The organism is Gudongella sp. QWL-04, from assembly GCF_058683975.1.
In genome coordinates, this window is sequence record NZ_CM178754.1 from 2,130,464 (window position 1) to 2,150,312 (window position 19,849).

Annotated in this window: 26 protein-coding genes; 24 read left to right on the plus strand and 2 right to left on the minus strand. The window is 42.0% G+C overall.

Annotation, left to right across the window (positions count from 1 at the left end):
• The first annotated feature begins 2 nt into the window (after positions 1-2).
• The 8 genes from tpx to AC4PHB_RS10630 all read left to right on the plus strand — a co-directional run bounded on the left by tpx (position 3) and on the right by AC4PHB_RS10630 (position 5,181).
• Positions 3-512, plus strand: a complete 510-nt coding sequence (gene tpx, locus AC4PHB_RS10595; RefSeq protein ID WP_492136393.1) for a thiol peroxidase — start codon at positions 3-5, stop codon at positions 510-512.
• A 42-nt stretch (positions 513-554) separates the two neighbouring features.
• Positions 555-1,034 carry a 23S rRNA (pseudouridine(1915)-N(3))-methyltransferase RlmH gene (rlmH, locus tag AC4PHB_RS10600; RefSeq protein WP_492137771.1) on the plus strand — a complete coding sequence of 160 codons (480 nt, stop codon included), beginning with the start codon at positions 555-557 and terminating at the stop codon, positions 1,032-1,034.
• A 14-nt stretch (positions 1,035-1,048) separates the two neighbouring features.
• The gene (locus tag AC4PHB_RS10605) at positions 1,049-1,405 is read left to right on the plus strand and encodes a DUF2200 domain-containing protein (protein ID WP_492136394.1); all 357 of its coding nucleotides are present in this window, start codon (positions 1,049-1,051) and stop codon (positions 1,403-1,405) included.
• Between the two features lie 106 nt (positions 1,406-1,511).
• On the plus strand, positions 1,512-2,237 hold the full coding sequence (locus AC4PHB_RS10610) for a B3/B4 domain-containing protein (RefSeq protein ID WP_492136395.1): 726 nt from the start codon (positions 1,512-1,514) through the stop codon (positions 2,235-2,237).
• Positions 2,234-3,142 carry a GNAT family N-acetyltransferase gene (locus tag AC4PHB_RS10615; protein WP_492136396.1) on the plus strand — a complete coding sequence of 303 codons (909 nt, stop codon included), beginning with the start codon at positions 2,234-2,236 and terminating at the stop codon, positions 3,140-3,142. Before AC4PHB_RS10610 ends, AC4PHB_RS10615 begins: the two co-directional genes overlap by 4 nt.
• Positions 3,142-4,047, plus strand: a complete 906-nt coding sequence (locus tag AC4PHB_RS10620; protein ID WP_492136397.1) for a GNAT family N-acetyltransferase — start codon at positions 3,142-3,144, stop codon at positions 4,045-4,047. Before AC4PHB_RS10615 ends, AC4PHB_RS10620 begins: the two co-directional genes overlap by 1 nt.
• Entirely contained in the window at positions 4,028-4,570 is a 543-nt protein-coding gene (locus AC4PHB_RS10625; RefSeq protein ID WP_492136398.1) for a GNAT family N-acetyltransferase, read from the plus strand. Before AC4PHB_RS10620 ends, AC4PHB_RS10625 begins: the two co-directional genes overlap by 20 nt.
• 128 nt (positions 4,571-4,698) lie before the next feature.
• A complete protein-coding gene (locus AC4PHB_RS10630; RefSeq protein WP_492136399.1) occupies positions 4,699-5,181 on the plus strand; it encodes an acyl-CoA thioesterase in 483 nt (160 codons plus the stop codon).
• Between the two features lie 23 nt (positions 5,182-5,204).
• Here the strand turns inward: AC4PHB_RS10630 and AC4PHB_RS10635 are convergent, their stop codons facing one another.
• Positions 5,205-5,921, minus strand: a complete 717-nt coding sequence (locus AC4PHB_RS10635; protein ID WP_492136400.1) for an EcsC family protein — start codon at positions 5,919-5,921, stop codon at positions 5,205-5,207.
• Between the two features lie 97 nt (positions 5,922-6,018).
• Between AC4PHB_RS10635 and AC4PHB_RS10640 the strand changes: the two genes are divergently transcribed.
• The 16 genes from AC4PHB_RS10640 to AC4PHB_RS10715 all read left to right on the plus strand — a co-directional run bounded on the left by AC4PHB_RS10640 (position 6,019) and on the right by AC4PHB_RS10715 (position 19,090).
• Entirely contained in the window at positions 6,019-6,786 is a 768-nt protein-coding gene (locus AC4PHB_RS10640) for an EFR1 family ferrodoxin (RefSeq protein WP_492136401.1), read from the plus strand.
• A 73-nt stretch (positions 6,787-6,859) separates the two neighbouring features.
• Complete coding sequence (locus tag AC4PHB_RS10645; RefSeq protein WP_492136402.1) at positions 6,860-7,552, plus strand: M48 family metallopeptidase; 693 nt, start codon at positions 6,860-6,862, stop codon at positions 7,550-7,552.
• 6 nt (positions 7,553-7,558) lie between these two features.
• Positions 7,559-8,203 (plus strand): DNA alkylation repair protein, encoded by a 645-nt coding sequence (locus tag AC4PHB_RS10650; protein ID WP_492136403.1) that lies wholly within the window; start codon positions 7,559-7,561, stop codon positions 8,201-8,203.
• A gap of 69 nt (positions 8,204-8,272) precedes the next feature.
• On the plus strand, positions 8,273-8,722 hold the full coding sequence (locus AC4PHB_RS10655) for a GNAT family N-acetyltransferase (RefSeq protein ID WP_492136404.1): 450 nt from the start codon (positions 8,273-8,275) through the stop codon (positions 8,720-8,722).
• Between the two features lie 22 nt (positions 8,723-8,744).
• Positions 8,745-9,197 (plus strand): peroxiredoxin, encoded by a 453-nt coding sequence (locus tag AC4PHB_RS10660; RefSeq protein WP_492136405.1) that lies wholly within the window; start codon positions 8,745-8,747, stop codon positions 9,195-9,197.
• Complete coding sequence (locus tag AC4PHB_RS10665) at positions 9,194-10,060, plus strand: radical SAM protein (protein ID WP_492136406.1); 867 nt, start codon at positions 9,194-9,196, stop codon at positions 10,058-10,060. Before AC4PHB_RS10660 ends, AC4PHB_RS10665 begins: the two co-directional genes overlap by 4 nt.
• A gap of 74 nt (positions 10,061-10,134) precedes the next feature.
• On the plus strand, positions 10,135-10,476 hold the full coding sequence (locus AC4PHB_RS10670; RefSeq protein WP_492136407.1) for an encapsulin-associated ferritin-like protein: 342 nt from the start codon (positions 10,135-10,137) through the stop codon (positions 10,474-10,476).
• A 12-nt stretch (positions 10,477-10,488) separates the two neighbouring features.
• Complete coding sequence (locus AC4PHB_RS10675) at positions 10,489-11,274, plus strand: family 1 encapsulin nanocompartment shell protein (protein ID WP_492136408.1); 786 nt, start codon at positions 10,489-10,491, stop codon at positions 11,272-11,274.
• Between the two features lie 249 nt (positions 11,275-11,523).
• Complete coding sequence (locus tag AC4PHB_RS10680; RefSeq protein ID WP_492136409.1) at positions 11,524-12,219, plus strand: cytochrome c biogenesis CcdA family protein; 696 nt, start codon at positions 11,524-11,526, stop codon at positions 12,217-12,219.
• Between the two features lie 11 nt (positions 12,220-12,230).
• On the plus strand, positions 12,231-12,878 hold the full coding sequence (locus tag AC4PHB_RS10685; protein ID WP_492136410.1) for a TlpA family protein disulfide reductase: 648 nt from the start codon (positions 12,231-12,233) through the stop codon (positions 12,876-12,878).
• Between the two features lie 157 nt (positions 12,879-13,035).
• Positions 13,036-13,737 (plus strand): response regulator transcription factor, encoded by a 702-nt coding sequence (locus tag AC4PHB_RS10690; protein WP_492136411.1) that lies wholly within the window; start codon positions 13,036-13,038, stop codon positions 13,735-13,737.
• Positions 13,712-15,538 carry a sensor histidine kinase gene (locus AC4PHB_RS10695; protein WP_492136412.1) on the plus strand — a complete coding sequence of 609 codons (1,827 nt, stop codon included), beginning with the start codon at positions 13,712-13,714 and terminating at the stop codon, positions 15,536-15,538. The genes AC4PHB_RS10690 and AC4PHB_RS10695 overlap by 26 nt, the downstream gene beginning before the upstream one ends.
• Positions 15,539-15,641: 103 nt before the next feature.
• Positions 15,642-16,730 (plus strand): redox-regulated ATPase YchF, encoded by a 1,089-nt coding sequence (gene ychF / locus AC4PHB_RS10700; RefSeq protein WP_492136413.1) that lies wholly within the window; start codon positions 15,642-15,644, stop codon positions 16,728-16,730.
• A 52-nt stretch (positions 16,731-16,782) separates the two neighbouring features.
• Complete coding sequence (locus AC4PHB_RS10705) at positions 16,783-17,652, plus strand: tRNA 2-thiocytidine biosynthesis TtcA family protein (RefSeq protein WP_492136414.1); 870 nt, start codon at positions 16,783-16,785, stop codon at positions 17,650-17,652.
• An 18-nt stretch (positions 17,653-17,670) separates the two neighbouring features.
• Positions 17,671-18,423 (plus strand): exodeoxyribonuclease III, encoded by a 753-nt coding sequence (locus AC4PHB_RS10710; protein WP_492136415.1) that lies wholly within the window; start codon positions 17,671-17,673, stop codon positions 18,421-18,423.
• Positions 18,424-18,442: 19 nt separating this feature from the next.
• On the plus strand, positions 18,443-19,090 hold the full coding sequence (locus AC4PHB_RS10715; RefSeq protein WP_492136416.1) for a YczE/YyaS/YitT family protein: 648 nt from the start codon (positions 18,443-18,445) through the stop codon (positions 19,088-19,090).
• 30 nt (positions 19,091-19,120) lie between these two features.
• Here the strand turns inward: AC4PHB_RS10715 and AC4PHB_RS10720 are convergent, their stop codons facing one another.
• A complete protein-coding gene (locus tag AC4PHB_RS10720; protein ID WP_492136417.1) occupies positions 19,121-19,807 on the minus strand; it encodes an MBL fold metallo-hydrolase in 687 nt (228 codons plus the stop codon).
• Positions 19,808-19,849: the final 42 nt, after the last annotated feature.

Here is a 19,849-nt window from a genome sequence, read left to right on the forward strand (position 1 = left end):
GTATGGATAAGAGGACAGGAGTAGTGACAATGGGAGGAAACCCAATGACATTGGTTGGGAAAGAAATCAAGGTTGGAGATAAGGCACCTGATTTCACAGGGCTAAAGGGTGACATGAGCTCTTTCAGTCTGAAGGATGCCGGCAATAAGAAGAAGGTAATTTCTGTGGTCACTTCTTTAGACACAGGTATTTGTGAGCTTCAAACAACGAGGTTCAACGAGGAAGCAGCTGAGCTGGAGGATGTTGTCATAATAACTGTTTCAGTCGATCTTCCCTTTGCTCAGAAGAGATTTTGCAGTGCCCATGCCATAGATAAGGTAATAACTGTCTCTGATCATAGAGACCTTGATTTTGGTCTCAAGTATGGTTTCCTTATGGAGGAGGTTAGACTCCTTTCAAGAGGGATCGTTGTACTAGACGGAGAGAATAATGTTAAATACGTAGAGTACGTTGACCAGGTTGGCAAGCACCCTGACTACGACAAGGCTCTGGACGCTGTGAAAAGCGTATAATGCAAAGCCTCCTATGGGAGGCTTTTTTGGAAGGTGAAGGCAATGAATATAGATATTGCGGCAGTAGGTAAAATAAAGGAAAAGTATCTGGTTGAGGGGATCAAGGAATACTCAAAGAGACTAAACAGATACTGTACCTTGAGGATAATAGAGGTAGAGGACGAAAGGACTCCAGAGACCATGTCTCACAAAGAGATGGAGGAAGCTAAGAGAAAAGAGGGTGAGAGGCTTCTTTCAAGGATACCTGATCAAGCCCTTGTAATAGCTCTTGCCATAGATGGGAAACAGCTTTCTTCGGAGGAGCTTTCAGAAAAGATATCAGATATTATGGTGGGAGGTACTTCACATATAGTTTTCATCATAGGAGGCTCCTTGGGATTGCCGGAGGAGGTACTGGCGAGAAGCCAGATTAAGCTTTCCTTTTCCAAGATGACCTTCCCTCATCAGATGATGAGGATGATACTATTGGAGCAGATCTATCGAGCCTTCAGGATAATTAAAAACGAGCCTTATCATAAATAGTAAGGGGGTAGAGCATGAAAAACAATGAGAAGGTTTATAAAATGAGTTTTGGCAAGGTATATCCGCTATTAGTCGCAAAAGCTGAGAGAAAAGGAAGGACTCAAGCAGAGGTAAACGAAATAATCTCTTGGCTTACTGGATATAGCGAGGATGGACTTGGTAGAGTCCTTGAAAATAACACTGATTATGAGACATTCTTCTCAGAAGCTCCGAACCTTAATCCACAACGTTCACTTATCAAGGGTGTCATCTGCGGTATCAGGATCGAGGATATCGAGGAACAGCTCATGCAAGAGATAAGATATTTGGATAAGCTGGTAGATGAGCTTGCCAAAGGAAAGAGCATGGATAAAATATTGAGAAAAGAATGAGAAAAACACCAATTCTGATGTGAATCAATGAATTGGTGTTTTCTATATGGGTAGAATTAAGATAGCTTGATTTTTACATGATCGATGACCGAAGGGAGAGGTTTGGATGAAGTTTGTTATAGAGGATGGGTTTTGGGGTATTTTCCCGGATGCAAGAATAGGAGTGGTCGTATGCAAGGAAGTGAGGAATACATACGATGATCAGTCTTATTTTGAAAGGATCCTCAGATCTGCAGAGCATGGGGCAATTTCCAGGCTTGGCGAGGGGAATCTTACAGAAAAGCCAGAGATCAAGATATGGAGAGAGGCTTTTTCGAAATTTAAAACGAAAAAGGGAGCAAGGTCATCTGTAGAAGCTTTGCTAAAGAGGGTAGTTGGAGGGACTCAGCTTAGGTGTATCAATCCACTGGTTGATTTGTACAACTCGATATCCCTCAAATATGGACTACCCTGTGGTGGTGAAGATATCGACAAGTTCAATGGCGATCTAAGACTTGGATTAGCCCAGGGGGGAGAGCACTTCATTCCCCTGGGAGACCAGGAAAGCTCTCCTCCATATCCAGGAGAGGTAGTTTATTTGGACGACGAAGGAGCAGTGTGCAGGTGCTGGAACTGGAGAGAGGCTGAAAGAACGATGCTGACTGAGGATACAAAAAATGCTTTTTTATGCATCGAGATCCCTGATTCATCCAGATCGAAGGATCTGGAGCATGCTGTTGAAGAGCTATCCCAGCTGGTATTTGAAAATCTTGGCGGTTGCTGCCAGTATTTCATATTGGATAGAGATAACAAGGAGTACGTAATTATTGAGGATGGGGACAATTTAAGATGAAGGACCAAAAAATAGTTTTAAGAAAATGGCTAGATGAGGATTCCTGCAAGGAAATCAAAAACCTTGAGAAGCTGTGTCTGAATCATGAAGGTATCCATCTCAAGCTTGAGCTTGACTATAAGCTTGCAGCTTCAGCAACTGCTGAGGACTTGATAGTCAATAAAGCAGATGAGTTTTTTTACTATATTGACGAAATGCTTGTAGGGTATCTTGGGATAAATGACTTTGGAGGAAGCTCACCTGAGGTAAATGGAATGGTCCACCCTGAATACAGGAAAAAGGGTGTATTCAAAGCATTATTATCACTTGCTGTCGATCAATTGCAGGGAAGAAAGCCCGGATCTATGCTTTTGTTGTCAGACTCGAAATCCCAGTCCGGGATAAGCTTCATCGAGTCTACAGGAGCGAAATACGATCACACTGAATACGACATGACCTTGTCAGACGAGATTTATAACAAAACAGCTGGAGTAGGAAAGATACTTCGCTTAAGAGCTGCAAACAGCGAAGACTCTAAAGAAATCGCAAGACAGAATTCAATATACTTTAATGAAAGCATGGAAGAACAGGAGCCTTTAGATATCGAAGAGGAGCTTAGGAGAGGGTTTTATATATTCATTGCTGAGCTTGATAATAAACCAATAGGAAAGGCGCATCTCCATATTGCCAATGGAGAGGGAGGTATATTTGGACTTGGAGTCGTACCCGAGGAGAGAGGCAAAGGCCTTGGCAGGGAGATTCTTATAAGCTCTGTTGAGAAACTCAAGGAACTTGGTGCAGATAAGATATTCCTCCAGGTTGATGCCGAGAATGATAACGCGCTCAATCTTTATAAGTCAGCAGGATTTGTGGAAACACATTCAATGAAGTACTATAAACTTGAAAAGAAAGGCAGGGATGTATAGTGGAAGCTGAAGGCAGAATCGTTGAGCTCAATATCGAGAATCTACAAAGCTTTAGGGACTTTTGCAGAAGAAACAGAGGAAAGGTCGATGATTCCTATTTGTATGAGGAGGACCTGAACAACTTTGAACCAAATCCAGAGAATCCCACCTTCCTTTATCTCGAGGGAGGCAAGGTAGTTGCTGCAGCGTCATTGATAGTTGATGAGTATAACCGAAAGGGCAATAGGGCTAGGTTCAGGATCCTTTATTCAGAGAAAGACAGCAAAGGGATTTATGATGGCATATTCCATCGGATATTGATCCATGCATTGGATTTAGATAATGTGTATATCTTTGTTCCCACCTACAACGATAAACTAATGGCTAGAATGGAGAAACTTGGATTTTGCAGAGAACGATACACATATCTTATGGTCAGGGAGGATGATCCAGTCAAGAAGGAAGAGCTGCCTGAAGGCTATGCTTTGAAGGCTTTTGATCCTGAGCGCGATATAGAAGAGTGGTGCAGCGTCAGAAATATTTGCTTTGCAACGGTTAAAGGTAACGAGACACCGATAAGTCCTGAGATGGTAAGATCCTTCGCCGTAAGGAATGACTATCTCGAGGGAGGTATGATAATACTGACTCACAATGGAAAGGCTGTAGGGATCGTAAGGGGAACTAGGGACGAGTACGAGGGGAAGCCAATAATGAATATAGGTTCAGTTGCAGTTCTCCCGGAATATCAGGGCAGGGGACTTGGGAGAGTACTACTTAGAGAGGCCATAAGATTTGCAAAGAGATCAGGATTTTCAAGGACTGTCTTATCCGTAAATGCGGACAACGAGGGTGCCAGAAAGATATACGACAGGGAAGGCTTTAGAGAGGTTGAAGGAGTGGTATGCTATGTCTACCCAGTTCACTGAATTTCCATTGATGGAAACAAGGAGATTGGTACTTAGAAGACTCATAGAGGAGGATCTTGGTGACCTTTTCAATATGAGGAAAGACCCTGAAATGCATGAGTATACAGATACAATTCCCGATGCATCCCTAAAGGATACGAAGGAATACCTTGAAAGAATGGACAAGGGGATAAATGAGGGAAATTGGCTTCTCTGGGGTATTCAGCTAAAAGAGACCAATAGGATAATCGGCAGCGTCAGTATCTGGAACTTCACTGAATCCCGGAATGGAGCCGAGCTTGGATATGGGATAGTACCCCATATGCAGGGCAAGGGGTACATGGTAGAGTCACTGCAGGCAGTTATGGATTACTGCTTTAACACGATTGGGATGGACTGGGTCGAAGCCTATACGGAGGAAGGAAACGAAAGCTCCACAAGGCTTTTGGAAAACCTGGGGTTTGTGCAGATAAACAAGGTCATTGACCAGGGATATAATAAGGACAGACTTTACAATATGCTGGTATTTAGGAAAAGGAAATAGGAACGAGGATATCGAAGTTTTCATACTTCATTCATCTCTTGACAAACTGTGCTATAATAGGGTATTGAGTGAAAAGGTAATGTTAATTTATTAACCAAACCTTTACAATAATGTTTTGAGGTGAATTCATGAAAGCTAAAACTGTGGCACAATCAAGAGTTAGCATAGGAAATATGATGCAGCCGGACCAAGCCAACGTCAATGGAGGAGTTCACGGAGGAGAGATCATGAAGATGATGGATACCTGCGCGGGGATAGTTGCTAGGAGGCACTCCAGAATGAGTACGGTTACGGCAAGAGTAGACGAACTGGAGTTTCTTTTACCTATTAGAGTAGGCAATCTGGTCACATGCCATGGACAGCTGACATATGTTGGTAAACAATCCATGGATATTTTGGTAACAGTTATGGTCGAGGACCTGAAGAAAAGTGAGCCTGCACGAATGGCTCTTACGGCTTACTTTACAATGGTAGCCCTTGATGAGAATGGTCTTCCAACAGAAGTGCCAAGACTTATTATCGAAACCGAGGAGGAGCAAAGGCTTTACGATGAAGGCGAATCAAGGTATAAGGCACACAAGGAAAAGCGAAAAAATTGGGCAAAAGACTAAAACAGAGCCGTAAGGCTCTGTAGTTATTTTAAAATTCTCATTCTGTAAGAATTCATAGCAGTCTCCGTTAACTTTTTCAATAGCTTGTTATTTACATAGCTTCCCACAACTGCTCCAATCAAAGGCATCATCTGCATTAGCTTTGCAAGGTCCAAGTAATCCCTGTATTCCTGCTGAAAGCTTCTCCAATCAAAATCATCAAGCTCCCTCGGCAAGGAGGACACATAGCTGTCCCATGACTCCATTCTCTGGAATATCTTATTGACATGTGACTTACTTGAAAAAGCGAGCTGGAATATGTGGAGTAGGTAAAGCCTCTCCTCATAGCTTGAGGTGTCGAAGCCATAGGCAGCTGCAACCTCATAAAGAAATTTCATTTTGATGCCAAGAAGTAATGGAAAGTCGGCAAGTGATGCTACAAAACCACCGGCTCCCGTAGCGGCACCTTCCACAGCAGCGGTTGTTGCATAAATCTTGCCCTTATATCTGACTCTATGCTCCCGCTCTTCAAGTGGAAGCCCATATAAGGGCTTTGAGGATACAAAGCCAGTCCCTAAAAGCACTGTTGTTGTGATGCTCTTTATAGCACCGGTCACAACCTCATGATATTTTTCCGGCAGCATTCTGTTTACTGTTCGTTGTGTTCCTTTGGAAGCCCTCTCCAGCAATGAAGGAGGTTTTCGCACTTCTCTCTTCCATTTCTCAAGATCCTTTCGAACTCTGCTCTCATATGAAAACATGGTCTCTCACCGTTCCTATAATCTGCTTATTTAGTGTATAATCTAATTATACCCAACGATAATAGAAGGCTTCATTACTTTGAAAGGTGGATCTGAGATGATATTTTACTTTACCGGAACAGGGAACAGCAAATATGCAGCTGAAACGATTGCAGGATATATTGGAGAGCAGATAAATCCTTTAGATAAGGCCTTAAAGGTAAGCCAGGGAAGGATCGATATTAGCAATGAAGACTATCTGGGTTTCGTATTCCCTGTCTACTATTTCGGAATACCCAGCATCGTCGAGGAGTTCTTACGAAGAATAAAGCTTGATGGAACTCCAAGGAAGGGGTCATTCCTAGTACTCACCTGCGGGGGAACTACCGGGAATGCCCATGGAATTTTCAAAGACCTGCTGAAGGAAAAGGATATTAATCTGGATTACGTATTTGCAGTGGATATGCCGGATAATTACATTCTGCTTTATGATCTTCAAAAACCCCTGCAGCAGAGGAATCAACTGGACAGTGCTGATAACAAGCTGAGAAAAATTGCAGGGAGTATATTATCAGAGGACAAGGGGAACCATAACGACATTACCGGACCTTTCCATTCTTTGGTGACCTGGATTGCGTACCCATTTTATAGAAGAGGAAGAAAAACAAGTAAATTTTATGCAACGGATGATTGCAACGGCTGTGAGCTATGTGCAAAGATCTGTCCTTCTGAGACCATATCTATGTATCTGAAGCATCCTGAGTGGACTGAAGAGCGGTGTATCCATTGCCTGGCATGTCTTCATAGATGTCCACAGCAAGCAATACAATATGGAAAAAATACTGAGGGCAGAGGCAGGTATGTCAATCCAAATGTTGAGCTTTAGTTTTGAGGGGGATTTCCAGCTATCCTCTTAAAAAGTTGCTAAAAATTTTGCAGCAAATCAAGGAGAGATGTTGATGGAAGGATTAAGGTTCGAGGTAGAGTATAGAAATAGAAAAACCTTGGGAATCAAGCTTGACGGCTCTGATACAATAAGAGTTCTAGCCCCTAAAGGGACAAGTGACCGGGTAATACGGGATGCACTTATTTCAAAGGAAAACTGGATACAAGAAAAGTTAGAAGAGCTAAGTAACTTAAAAAAACCAAAATCCATAGGATATTGGGATTCTATTCCCCTGCTTGGAAAGGATAGGACCATTCTGCCTTATGATGATGAAAACTTAATGGTTAACGAGCCAACCATCCTTGCTGACTATATACTGCTTGGTTCAAAGGAGTGGAGCAAGGAAAGGTTGAGAGTGGAGCTTATGGATCTATATAGGGAGGAGACTCGGAGCCTTTCTGAAAAAAGAACTGAACTATATTGGAAGACTGTAGGTAAAAAGCCCACTGGAATAACAGTAAGGAATCAAAAGACAAGGTGGGCTAGCTGCTCTTCAAGAGGTACCCTCAGCTTTAACCTTAGATGCTCGATGCTTCCAGTTGAGCTATTTGATTATATAGTTTTGCATGAACTTTGTCATCTTGTCCATCTGGATCATTCCAAAGAATTTTGGGATTTACTAGAGTCTATTCTTCCGGATTACAAGAAGAAAAGAGAAAGACTTAAGTCAGATGGTCCCAGTTATTTCAATTCTTTTAGGGAGTGATGATCAATGGAGATAATCAAAGCTTTTTATGAAGCAAGGAATGATATAGATTCTGCGCCAATGGCAGCATACATGAAAAATCAATTTCCATTTCTTGGACTTAAAAAGCCCGCGAGACTTGAGATATACAAGGAATATGTCCAGGGGTGGAAGAAATCAAAAACTATCGACTGGGAATTTGTCTGGTGTTGCTGGAGCCTTCCGGAAAGGGAATTCCAATATCTGGCGCTGTCTTATTTAGATGCTGTAAGGAAGCTTTTAATAATTGATGATCTCCAAAGATTGGAAAAACTTATAACTGATAAATCTTGGTGGGATACAGTTGACTCAATTGCTCCATTAGTTGGTCATATTGCTTTGAACAATCCGATATTAAAGAACGAACACCTGGCTAAGTGGATCATAGACGAAAATATATGGTTAAAGAGAGTCTCAATTCTATTTCAACTTAAGTTTAAAAGGAATACAGATACTGAGTTTTTGGAGAAGGCAATAATCAGCAATTCCCTAACAAGAGAGTTTTTTGTAGATAAGGCGATAGGCTGGGCGCTTAGAGAATATTCAAAGACGGATAAGGAGTGGGTCAAGAAGTTTATCGACAGCAATGAGCTATCAAGGCTAAGTGTACGAGAGGGAAGTAAGTACCTGTAGCACATAAGTTTGAAAAAATGGGTCATAGACCCTCGTATGGGTATACATTACCTTGAAGGGGGGATATCAATGATTATAAGACGTGCTGAGGTCAAAGAGAATAAAGAGCTTACTGAGCTTGCAGTAATGTCTGAGGCTTACTGGGGATATGATAAGAGGTTTTTGGACGCATATCGTCAGATTTATAGCCTTACAGAGGATTACATCAGGAATCATCCAACCTTCGTTATGGAGGATGATGGAAAGCTTGCAGGCTTTTACAGTATCATAGAAAGCGATGATGAGGTAACTCTTGAATACTTTTACCTGGACCCTGCTTATATCGGGAGGGGACTGGGAAGGGAGCTTTGGGATCACCTGCTTGAGTTTTGCAGAAGCAGGGGTATCCTCGAGCTTGTTTTTGTTTCCAGCAAGGAGGCAAAGGCATTTTATGAAAGGATGGGAGCCGTCAATACTGGCGAGGTCAACTCCCTAGTACTAAAAGACAGACGTATATTAAAGTGGAAGATGATCATATAATATTTTTTAGGGAGGAGATCTGATGACAAAGTATAGTTTTACATTAAAAGAAACTGACGGGGCTGAGGTTTCTCTCAAGGATTACCTGGGGAAAAAAGTTATCGTTTACTTTTATCCAAAGGATAATACCTCTGGCTGAATCGTCGAGGCAATTGGCTTCAGGGATCTGAAGCATGAGTTCGAGGCTCTTAACACCGCAATTATTGGCATCAGTAAAGACGATCTTAAATCTCACGCTAAGTTCAGGGATAAGAATGACTTGAATTTTCTTCTGTTGAGCGATGAAACTGGAGATGTCCATGAGCTTTTCAAGGTTACAGTCCCAAAGAAGATGTATGGCAAGGAATACATGGGCACAGAGAGATCCACCTTTGTCTTTGATGAGGAGGGAGAATTAGTTAAAGAATACAGAAAGGTTAAAGCAGAGGGCCATGCTGAGGAGGTACTGGCCTATATAAAGGAGAGATTTGATTGATATATGAAGGGACAGTGTACAGACCGCCTTCAGAGGCAGGTAGCTGGATACTACAGGCTACCATAGGCTGTTCACATAATTTGTGTACCTTTTGCAGCATGTACAAAGATAAAAGCTTCAGAATAAGATCAGTACATGAGTTAAAGGAAGAGATCCATAAGGTTAAGGAGCGATATCCGGATATCAGGAGAGTATTCCTTGCAGATGGAGATGCTCTTATGATAAAAAACTCAGATCTGAAACTGTTGCTGTTTGAGATAAGAGCGTCATTTCCCAAATTGGAAAGGATAGGGATCTACGCATCTCCAAAGAGCATACATTCAAAGACTGATGAGGAGCTGGTTTCACTTCGTGAAGCTGGACTTGGAATTGCATACCTTGGGCTTGAGTCAGGTGATCCTGAGATCCTCACCAGAGTAAAAAAGGGCGATACAAGAGAAGGAGTAATCGCAGCCGGCAAAAGGGTGAAGGCTTCAGGAATCAAGCTTTCTGTAACTGCCATATCGGGACTTGGCGGAAAGGAAAGATGGAGAGAGCATGCCATGATGACAGCGACAGCTATAAATGAAATAAAGCCCGACTACTTGGGAATTTTGACACTAATGGTGGAGGAGGGTACTGAGCTTTGGTCCTCAGTTCAGGAGGGCAGCTTTCGGATTCTGACACCATATGAGGCGGCTAGGGAGACCTTGTTGCTTTTAGAGGAGCTGGATTGTGAGGGATTGGTTTTCAGAAGCAATCATGCCTCGAATTATGTGGCTCTAAAGGGAACTCTAAGTACAGACAGGAACAAGCTTATAGGTCAGCTTAAAAGTGCTATGGATGAGGAAGGCTTTAAGGATGAATCATTCCGCAGGCTTTAGTTTTTGGATATGTTTATTAGAAACCCCCTCGGGGTAAACTAAAATATGGAAACCAATAAAAGGAGGACTATAATATGACTCAATACCACGAGCCTATAGAAAGGCTGGACGACAAAACAATGGATATTACAAGGGCAATCATGAGCCTTAAGGAAGAGCTGGAGGCTGTAGACTGGTACAACCAAAGAGTTGCAGCTACAAATGATCCTGAGCTAAAGGGTATACTGGCACATAACAGGGATGAGGAAATAGAACATGCAGTTATGACCCTGGAGTGGCTGAGAAGGAATATGGACAAGTGGGATGAGGAGCTTAAGACGTACTTATTCACAGAGGGTTCGATCATTAACCTTGAAGAAGGTGAAGGAGACGGTGCACCTGAGGATAAGGGACTAAGCATCGGAGATCTAAAATAGGAGGTAGGTTATATGCTATATAGGGATTTGGCTCCAATAACAAAAGAGGCATGGGTAGAGATAGATTCAAGAGCATCAGAGGTCTTGAAAGCATATCTTTCTGCTAGAAAGGTCGTTAAGGTAAATGGTCCGAAAGGACTGGATTATAATGTAATAACTGAGGGAAGGCTTGGTGATGTATCCAAGTCCAAGGAAGTAGAGTTCGCCACCTATAAGGTACTACCTTTGACAGAGGCAAGAGTAGAGTTTGAAATGGGTAGATGGGAGCTAGACAATATTTCAAGAGGTGCTAAGGACATCGACTTTGGACCGCTTGAGGATGCTTTGGGAAAGATGGCTCTATTTGAGGAAAATGCGATCTATAATGGCCTTAAGAAGGCTGGGATTGACGGTCTTAAGGCTTCAGCGTCAGGTAAGCCCATAGCTTTTGGCGTTGACGGTACTTCTATTCTTGAAGCTGTAACCAGTGGGGTAATAGCTCTTAGAGAAGGTTTTGCGGGAGGATCGTACACCCTTGTGGTAGGGAAGGAAGCTTATAAGAGGATCCTTTCCCATGATGGCGGATATCCTTTGAATAAGAGGATCGAGAGCCTTATACAAGGAAAGATCATCCTTAGCCATGTAGTCGAAGGAGCTTATTTGCTTCCATATGACAATGAGAACCTGGAGCTCACGATTGGAAAGGATTATACTATCGGGTACCAGTCTCATACAAGTGAAAAGGTAAGATTCCATGTTTCTGAGTCTTTTACCTTCAGAGTGCTAGACCCCGCATTAATTGTGAGGTTTGAGCTGTAGGAAATTCGAAAAATCAAAGCTTTATATAAAGGGGAGCTTCTCAACTAGGAGCTTCTTTTTTACTGCCTGAATATTGTTAATGAATTTACAAATATAGTTATTATGCTCTGCCAGTGGTACAATGGACTAGATAGGGAGGAGTTTAATGAGCAGCTCTGTATTCGACCGGAGTTAGGTGAATAAAAATTTGTGTACACTAATACCCTAATAGGGTATAATAATCTATAAATCATAATCGTGGAGGAGAATATGATAAATACACACGTATCTTATCCAATCGCTCTTGGGGCTGGCATACTATCGTTTTTCTCACCTTGCCTTCTTCCGATGATTCCTGCATACATAATGTATGTGACCGGGGCTGAATTTGAGGAGGATCTATCTAGAAGAAAATTTCTGGCAGTTACCAGAACGCTGGGCTTTATAATCGGATTTACAATAATATTTATGATAATGGGAACCTCCGCTACATTTTTAGGAAGGTTCTTCATCCAAAACAAGCAGCTGTTTTTTAGAATAAGTGGAGTTCTGATCATAACCTTTGGCTTAAACATGATGGGTATTTTGAAGCTGGGATTTCTAAGCTCTGAGAAGAGGGTCAAATCACCAAAAAAAATAACTAACTGGTTTAGTTCGATAATTATGGGAATGGCCTTTGCTGCCGGTTGGACTCCTTGCTTTGGTCCGGTTCTTGCTTCTATCCTCGTTTATTCCGGATCGGCCGGAACTCTATCAAAGGGTGTGATACTGCTTTTGGTTTATTCAATAGGTATGGCTATACCGTTCATGCTGACTGCTTTGTTCATAAATGTTTTTACCAGGTTGATGGAGAGGGCTGAGGGTTTTATGAAATATATGCCCTACATCAGCGGAATTATCCTTGTGATATTTGGAGTTCTTATTTTCTTCAATAAGATGATAGATATAAGTAAGTTATTACTGTGAGGAGGTAGAACGTGAGTAAAAGAAATGTGATCATATTGGCAATAGCCGTTATTGCTATACTTGGTGCGGCCTTATTCTTCCTCAATTATTCTGGGAAGGATGACAATGTAGAGGTTGATGTTCAAGCACCCCCAGTCTCTGAACCTGCTGAGGATGAAGCGCCTGCAGACCCTGGAACAGCAGGAGCCGGGGAACCTGGATCAGTGGACGATCCAGAAGTAGCAAGGCCTGTTGGAACAGGAGTGGGCAATATTGCACCCGATTTTACACTTATGGATCTTGATGGTGAAGAAGTAAGCTTAAGTGATTTCAGGGGCAAACACGTATACTTGAATTTTTGGGCTACCTGGTGCAGTTATTGTGATATGGAAATGCCGGATCTCCAAAGAGTATACGAAGAGAATGACGATATGGTGGTTCTTGGTGTAAATGTTATGGAAAATCTTGATGACGTAAAGCCTTACGTTGAGGAGAACGGACTGACCTTCCCTGTGGTACTTGATGAGGAAGGCATGATGGGTTCTCTTTATCTGGTAAGGGGGATGCCAACCACCTATTTTATAGATAAGGAAGGTGTAATACTAGGGTCCATACCTGGCATGCTCACCTACGACCAGATGATGGACGTATTGAATCAGATGAGAGAGCTAGAAGACTAGTCTTATGACTGGTCTTTTTTTATGAGTTTGATTGTGGAGCTGGGAGAGTGTATATTTGTATATAGAGACATTCTTAAGAATTTCGTAAGGTTTACATCACACCGATTGTAAGAAAATATATCTACAATATAGGTATACCTGAGAAAGGAGGATTTCGATGGACAGCACACGTGTTTTGGTGGTTGACGACGACAAAGAAATAGCGTCTGCTATTTGCAAGCTTCTAAGGCTTGAGGGATATGAGGCAATCGAAGCGCACACAGGGAAACAAGCGCTTGATCATCTAAGTGAGGTGGAATTCAAGCTAATAATTATGGACATAATGATGCCCGAGCTGGACGGATTGTCAGCAACCCTAAGAATCAGAGATAAGTGGAACATTCCGATAATCATGCTGTCTGCAAAGTCTGAGGATACTGACAAGATACTGGGTCTATCAATAGGTGCCGATGATTACGTCACTAAACCCTTTAATCCTCAAGAGCTTATGGCGCGCGTGAAAAGTCAGATCAGGAGATTTACAACACTAGGAACACAGGGCCAAAGCAGAAACGGCACAAAGATAGTTGTTGGCGGGTTGACTCTTAACACTGAATCCAAGGAGCTGTTTGTCGATGGAGAAGCAACCAGACTGACTCCTACTGAGTACAGGATAATAGAGCTCCTTATGACAAATGCAGGAGTAGTATTCTCAGCGGATCAAATCTATGAAAGAGTGTGGGTGGAGCAACCTTACTCTGTAGAGAATACTGTTATGGTCCATATCAGAAGGATACGTGAAAAAATCGAAATCACTCCTCGGGAACCAAAATATCTAAAGGTGGTGTGGGGAATTGGATACAAAATTGAAAAGCTTTAGCAGGAGTAAGCTAACTAAATTCCTGGCTTTTTTCCTTGTCATAGCAATGACTACAGCTATAGGCGCAACACTTATCTATACTTATTTTTCAGGGATTAATCCTGAGGTGTTATTGACGAAGGATTATAGGAGTAGTGAAGCCTATAGCAACAGCTTAAGCTATACTCTGTGGAGTATTGAAGGACTGCTGTCAGGTGAAGAAGTTGAAATTGACGACGGGGTAGTATTCTTTGGAACAAACGATGATAGAACTATCTCAAATCCATTTCATATAACTGAGACTATTATCAAAAGCACAGGAAATGAGTATTACATACTTAAGGATGGTTATCTTGTCAGCAATGAACAGGGAAATGATATGATGGTCTCGAGGTATTCCGGTAATCCATCCAATAAAGTAATTTTCACCTTCAGTGATAAATATCTTGAGGCAAAGCAGGAGCAGTGGGACTTCGGAAGAGAAACACTGATGCCTATTGCTGCAATATTTATTGGAAGCTTGGCAGGAATAATTTTCCTTGTTTCATACCTCATTATGGTAACTGGGAAAAAAGCTGGGGATGAACTGATCCATTTAGCTTCGATAGATATTTTATTTACCGAGATAATCCTTGCTTCGGCAGTTATAGCAGCAGGGCTCTTGGCGATTGTAACAGGCCCTCAGCTAAGGTATTTCGACTATCCTGAGGTGTGGAAAAACGGATTTGATCTTACCTCAATGCAGTCATTGTCCCTATATACTATCTCAGTTGCAATTGCCCTCACTACAGGTGTGTTGGGAGTAGTTATCCTATCCTCAGCCAGAAGGATCAAGAAGGGAGTGTTTATAAAATCCAGCCTTACCTATAAAGTATGGGACATGGTAGTCAGATTCCTGAGAAGCTTCTTTGATGGCAGCAGAATGGAAAGCTTTCCCTTGACGAAGAAGCTCCATAAAAGGCAGATGATTTTTGTTGGAGCAAGCTTTTTAATCGTACTCTTATCATTTCCACTTTTGTCGATGGCACCTATTTTTATAATGCTTGTCATACTTGAGTTTGCCCTAGTGTTTTGGTACTTCAAGTTCAATAAAGAGACATTCGCGGAGATAAACAAAGGATTCGACGATAGCCTGGAGGGGAAGATGAAAGCTGAGAGGATGAAGGTAAATTTAATTACCAACGTATCTCATGATCTGAAAACACCACTAACATCTATCATAAGTTACGTCGATCTTTTAAAAAGAGAGGACGGGTTATCGGACCAGGCAAAGGAATACGTTGATATCCTTTCTGATAAATCAAATAGACTTAAAAGTATAGTATCTGATCTGTTTGAGCTTGCTAAAAGTACAAGCGGGGATATAAAGCTGGATATGGAGGAGATAGATCTTAGGAAGCTAATGCAGCAAACCCTGGGAGAGATGTCTGATAGTATAGAGACATCCGGTATTCAACTGAGAACAGAGCTTCCTGATGAAGGCTTGGTTATAACCTCAGATGGGAATAAGCTGTACAGAGTTCTCCAGAATATTATAGATAACGCATTGAAGTATTCATTAAAGGGTACTAGGGTATACGTAAAGCTTGAAAATAATGGAGAAGATGCAATAGTTACAGTGGTAAACACATCTGCATATGAAATGAGCTTCACTGAGGAGGAAATTCTTCAGAGATTTTATAGAGGAGATGAAGCAAGAAGTGGTGAAGGGAGCGGGCTAGGTTTGTCGATTGCGGAGAGCTTTACAAGAAACCTTGGAGGACGTTTAAGAGTTATTATTGACGGTGACCAGTTCAAGGTAAAAATGGAATTCCCGTTATAGAATGTCCCCCCTGGAGCTTAGGGGGGATTAAACTTATTGCACTTTGTCAGCTTTATTGATACAATTTTTCAAGGGATACTTTTAATCGAAAAGGAGCACTGATATGAAAATTGGATTGATAGGACTGCCATCAACAGGCAAGACTTCATTGTTCAATCTGCTTACAGGATCGGAAATCGAGATTTCTGAGTTTTCTACAGGCAAGATTGAGGCAAATATTGGAATAGCTAAGATACCTGATGAAAGACTTGATTTTCTTAAGGCTATGTACAAACCGAAGAAGACCACTCATGCAACTATTGAGGTAATCGATGTACCTGGTCTGGTTCGCGGGTCTTCCTCAGGTAAGGGTGTGGGAAACCAGTTTCTTGAAAATATCAGGAAAACAGACGTTTTAGTACATGTTATAAGAGCTTTTGATAATGAGCATGTTATACATGCAGATGGCTCCGTGGACCCTTTGAGAGATGTCGAGACCATAAATATGGAGCTTTTATTTGCGGATCTTGCTGTAATCGAAAATAGGATCGGAAGGATCGAGACCTCAAAGAAGGTGACAAAGGAGAATTTAGAGGAGCTTGAGGTTCTTAAGAAATGCAGAGATGGGCTTGAGGAGGGTCTTCTTTTGCACAATATCCAGCTGGAGGAGCATGAAAGGGAGCTGCTTAAGACATTTTCATTTCTATCGGAGCAGCCTATGATAATGGTTGTAAACATAGATGAGGACCAGCTTACCTCTGGAATTTACCCTGGTAAGGATTCAATGAAAGCACTTGCTGAGGAAAGAGGAACACCTATGATCGAGATATGTGTAAAAACAGAGCTGGAAATCAACAAGCTGGAGGAGGACGACAAGCAGCTGTTTATCGAGGAGCTTGGGATAAAGGAATCAGGGATCGACCTACTGTCAAAGACATCTTATGACTACCTTGGTCTTGTATCCTTCTTGACTGCAGGTGAGGATGAGGTTAGAGCCTGGCCCATAAGAAGAGGGACAATAGCCAAGAATGCAGCAGGCAAGATCCACTCAGACATCGAAAAAGGCTTTATACGTGCTGAGGTATGCAGGTTTAAAGACCTAAAGGAGCATGGGTCCATGCATAAAGCTAAGGAAAAAGGCCTTGTCACTTTGGAAGGCAAAGAGTACGTCGTCCAGGATGGAGACATAATAAACTTCAGGTTTAACGTTTAGCGGAGAGGCCACCCTCTCCTTTTCACTATAGTAATTAGGAAGGTTTGATCATATGGAGGATTTGACTAAGGGAATAGCGGGAGAAGGCTGCGAGGTACTTGTTCCCTTCAACGATAGAAAGTCTCTTGAGGATATCGAGAGAAGCATTATAAAGACATACAGAAAGAATGTATGGACAAAATTTATCAAAGCGATAAAAGAGTATGAGCTTATAGAAGATGGTGACAGGATCGCCGTTGCAATCTCAGGGGGAAAAGATAGCCTGCTTATGGCAAAGCTGTTTCAGGAGCTTAAGAAGAACGGCAAGCAAAACTTTGATGTGGAGTACATTGCCATGGACCCAGGCTATCATCCAGACATAAGAAAGCTCCTTGAGGAAAATTGCAGCTATTTAGGGATCCCTGTTCACATATATGAGGCTAATATTTTTCAGGTCGCCGACAAGATCGCCAATGACTACCCCTGCTATATGTGTGCAAGGATGAGAAGAGGTGCTCTTTACGGTAAGGCAAAGGAACTTAATTGCAATAAACTGGCTCTAGGTCACCATTTTAATGACGTAATCGAGACTACAATGCTGAATGTACTTTGTGCAGGCAGCTTCAAGACGATGATGCCGAAGCTAAAAGCCCAGAATTTTGATGATATGGAGCTAATCAGGCCGCTGTATCTCATCGAGGAGAAGTACATCGAAAGATTCATCCAGAACAGTGGTATATGGCCACTAAATTGTGCCTGCATGGTTGCAGCTAAGAGGATAGGCAACAAAAGATATGAAATCAAAGCCTTGATCGAGAATATGAAGAAGGATTTCGATAATGTCGACATATCGATCTTCAGAGCAGCCCAAAATGTAAACATGGATGGAGTGCTTGGATGGGAGAAGGATGCCCAGAAACACTCATTTCTAGATGAATACTAATAAAGGACAGGTGATAAAATGAGGATGATTTCTTGGAATGTGAACGGGATAAGGGCTAACCTTAGCAAAGGCTTTATGGATCATTTCAAGGGGCTTGATGCCGATATTTTCTGCCTTCAGGAGACTAAGATGCAAGTTGGCCAGATAGAGCTGGAGCTTGAGGGCTATCATCAATATTGGAATGCAGCTGAAAAGAAGGGGTACTCTGGTACTGCCATATTTTCTAAGATGAAGCCTCTAAAGGATTCATATGGAATAGGGATCGAAGAGCATGACAAGGAAGGAAGAGTCATAACTCTGGAGTACGAGGATTTTTTTCTTGTCAATGTCTACACTCCAAATTCCAAAACAGGGCTGGAAAGGCTGGATTACAGGATGGTGTGGGAGGACGAGTTCAGAGTGTACCTCAAATCTCTTGAGGGCACAAAGCCAGTTATTGTGTGTGGGGACCTCAATGTGGCTCACAAGGAGATCGACCTTAAGAACCCTGAAACCAACAGGAAGAGCGCAGGCTTTACCGATGAGGAGAGAGCCAAGATGACTGAGCTATTGGAAAGCGGTTTTATTGATACCTTCAGATACTTCTATCCGGAGCATGAGGGAGCATATACCTGGTGGTCATATATAACCAAAGCAAGGGAGAGAAATGCTGGATGGAGGATAGATTATTTCCTTGCATCTGAAGAACTTAGGGATAGGCTTATAAATGCTGCTATCCACGACCAAATAATGGGCTCAGATCACTGTCCGGTGGAGCTGGAGCTTAAATAAAAGAAAAGAAGGGTTAAATATGATATACAAGCCAAAACAGATCACAAGAGTAGTCTTTGGGCTGTTCCTATTTGCACTTGGAATAGTAATGACGGTCAATGCAAATTTAGGAGTATCGCCTTGGGATGTATTTCACCAAGGCTTGTCGAAAACATTTGGTATTACTCTTGGAAGAGCGAACATAATTACAGGGCTCTTTATTATTGGCCTTGATGTAGCTCTGGGGCAAACTATTGGATGGGCTACAATAATGAATATGCTTCTTATTGGTACATTTATCGATATTCTAATGCTCAACAACCTGGTACCTGTATTTGAATCTTTCGTTCCCAGTCTTATAATGCTTCTTATGGGTGTACTTATCGAAGGATATGGCTGCTATATTTACATTTCCGGAGGTATGGGTGCAGGACCGAGGGATGGCTTAATGGTTGTACTTACCAGAAGAACCGGAAAATCAGTACGGCTTATAAAAAGCGCAATCGAGGTAATAGTAGTTACTGTGGGGATTTTCCTTGGAGGCAAATTCGGGGTTGGGACCCTAATAATGGCCTTATTTGGAGGGATGATATTCCAGTTTGCTTTCAAGACCGTTAACTTTAGGGTCAATCAGGTCCAGCACAGATTTATTCAGGATGATTTAAAGCTCCTTAGGGGAAGGGCATAAAAATTGGGATGGTTAAAAGCCATCCCTTCTTTATATTTCAAAAATCTGATTTCTGTGGGTAATATCAATGATTTGTGTATCGATCTCTCCAATTTTGTTGATAAAATCCCCAATTACCTTATAGTTATCCCCAAAATGTAATGGGAAAAGTTTCTTTGGATGGATCTCATTAATAAAGTATTCGCCTCCTAGGTGAAAGAAATCACCAAGCCTTGGATCAATGGGGAAGAATGCCAGATCGATCATTTGACCCTTCAATCTTTCGATCTCATCCTTGAAGGCAGTCTCCATCCTCCGCTTTTCACCCTTGGAATCGTCATCCCAATACCACCAATGAAGGTCGCCTGCAAAGAAAATTACTGAGCCCTCCAGCTTTACGAGGAATGACACTCCCATATCTGTAGACCCCAGTGTCTCAACCGCTACCTCATGGATTGTAAGCTTCTCATAAGGCCCCATCCTCTTGATGGTTTCTGTGCTATGGACATCGATGTCGTCGCTCAGAATGTAGTTTATTGATCCATTCTGTCGACTCCATCTGAATATTTCTTCGTTGAAGTGATCAGGATGACCGTGCGAAGAAAAAACTATAACCGACTTATCTGACGGTATAGATATATCTCCTCTAAAATAGTCAAAAACAAGAAAGTAGTTCTCGGTCTCGACTGTGTAACCACTGTGGTATAGGTATTCAACTTTTATTGGTTTATTTTCCATTACATTGGCCTCCTTGGATTGTGTAAAGGATACTTACCCTTT

Coding starts and splice junctions, on each gene's coding strand:
- tpx (WP_492136393.1), top strand. CDS start 3: ATGGATAAGAGGACAGGAGTAGTGACAATGGGAGGAAACCCAATGACA.
- rlmH (WP_492137771.1), top strand. CDS start 555: ATGAATATAGATATTGCGGCAGTAGGTAAAATAAAGGAAAAGTATCTG.
- AC4PHB_RS10605 (WP_492136394.1), top strand. CDS start 1,049: ATGAAAAACAATGAGAAGGTTTATAAAATGAGTTTTGGCAAGGTATAT.
- AC4PHB_RS10610 (WP_492136395.1), top strand. CDS start 1,512: ATGAAGTTTGTTATAGAGGATGGGTTTTGGGGTATTTTCCCGGATGCA.
- AC4PHB_RS10615 (WP_492136396.1), top strand. CDS start 2,234: ATGAAGGACCAAAAAATAGTTTTAAGAAAATGGCTAGATGAGGATTCC.
- AC4PHB_RS10625 (WP_492136398.1), top strand. CDS start 4,028: ATGTCTACCCAGTTCACTGAATTTCCATTGATGGAAACAAGGAGATTG.
- AC4PHB_RS10630 (WP_492136399.1), top strand. CDS start 4,699: ATGAAAGCTAAAACTGTGGCACAATCAAGAGTTAGCATAGGAAATATG.
- AC4PHB_RS10635 (WP_492136400.1), bottom strand. CDS start 5,921: ATGTTTTCATATGAGAGCAGAGTTCGAAAGGATCTTGAGAAATGGAAG.
- AC4PHB_RS10640 (WP_492136401.1), top strand. CDS start 6,019: ATGATATTTTACTTTACCGGAACAGGGAACAGCAAATATGCAGCTGAA.
- AC4PHB_RS10645 (WP_492136402.1), top strand. CDS start 6,860: ATGGAAGGATTAAGGTTCGAGGTAGAGTATAGAAATAGAAAAACCTTG.
- AC4PHB_RS10650 (WP_492136403.1), top strand. CDS start 7,559: ATGGAGATAATCAAAGCTTTTTATGAAGCAAGGAATGATATAGATTCT.
- AC4PHB_RS10655 (WP_492136404.1), top strand. CDS start 8,273: ATGATTATAAGACGTGCTGAGGTCAAAGAGAATAAAGAGCTTACTGAG.
- AC4PHB_RS10670 (WP_492136407.1), top strand. CDS start 10,135: ATGACTCAATACCACGAGCCTATAGAAAGGCTGGACGACAAAACAATG.
- AC4PHB_RS10675 (WP_492136408.1), top strand. CDS start 10,489: ATGCTATATAGGGATTTGGCTCCAATAACAAAAGAGGCATGGGTAGAG.
- AC4PHB_RS10680 (WP_492136409.1), top strand. CDS start 11,524: ATGATAAATACACACGTATCTTATCCAATCGCTCTTGGGGCTGGCATA.
- AC4PHB_RS10690 (WP_492136411.1), top strand. CDS start 13,036: ATGGACAGCACACGTGTTTTGGTGGTTGACGACGACAAAGAAATAGCG.
- ychF (WP_492136413.1), top strand. CDS start 15,642: ATGAAAATTGGATTGATAGGACTGCCATCAACAGGCAAGACTTCATTG.
- AC4PHB_RS10705 (WP_492136414.1), top strand. CDS start 16,783: ATGGAGGATTTGACTAAGGGAATAGCGGGAGAAGGCTGCGAGGTACTT.
- AC4PHB_RS10710 (WP_492136415.1), top strand. CDS start 17,671: ATGAGGATGATTTCTTGGAATGTGAACGGGATAAGGGCTAACCTTAGC.
- AC4PHB_RS10715 (WP_492136416.1), top strand. CDS start 18,443: ATGATATACAAGCCAAAACAGATCACAAGAGTAGTCTTTGGGCTGTTC.
- AC4PHB_RS10720 (WP_492136417.1), bottom strand. CDS start 19,807: ATGGAAAATAAACCAATAAAAGTTGAATACCTATACCACAGTGGTTAC.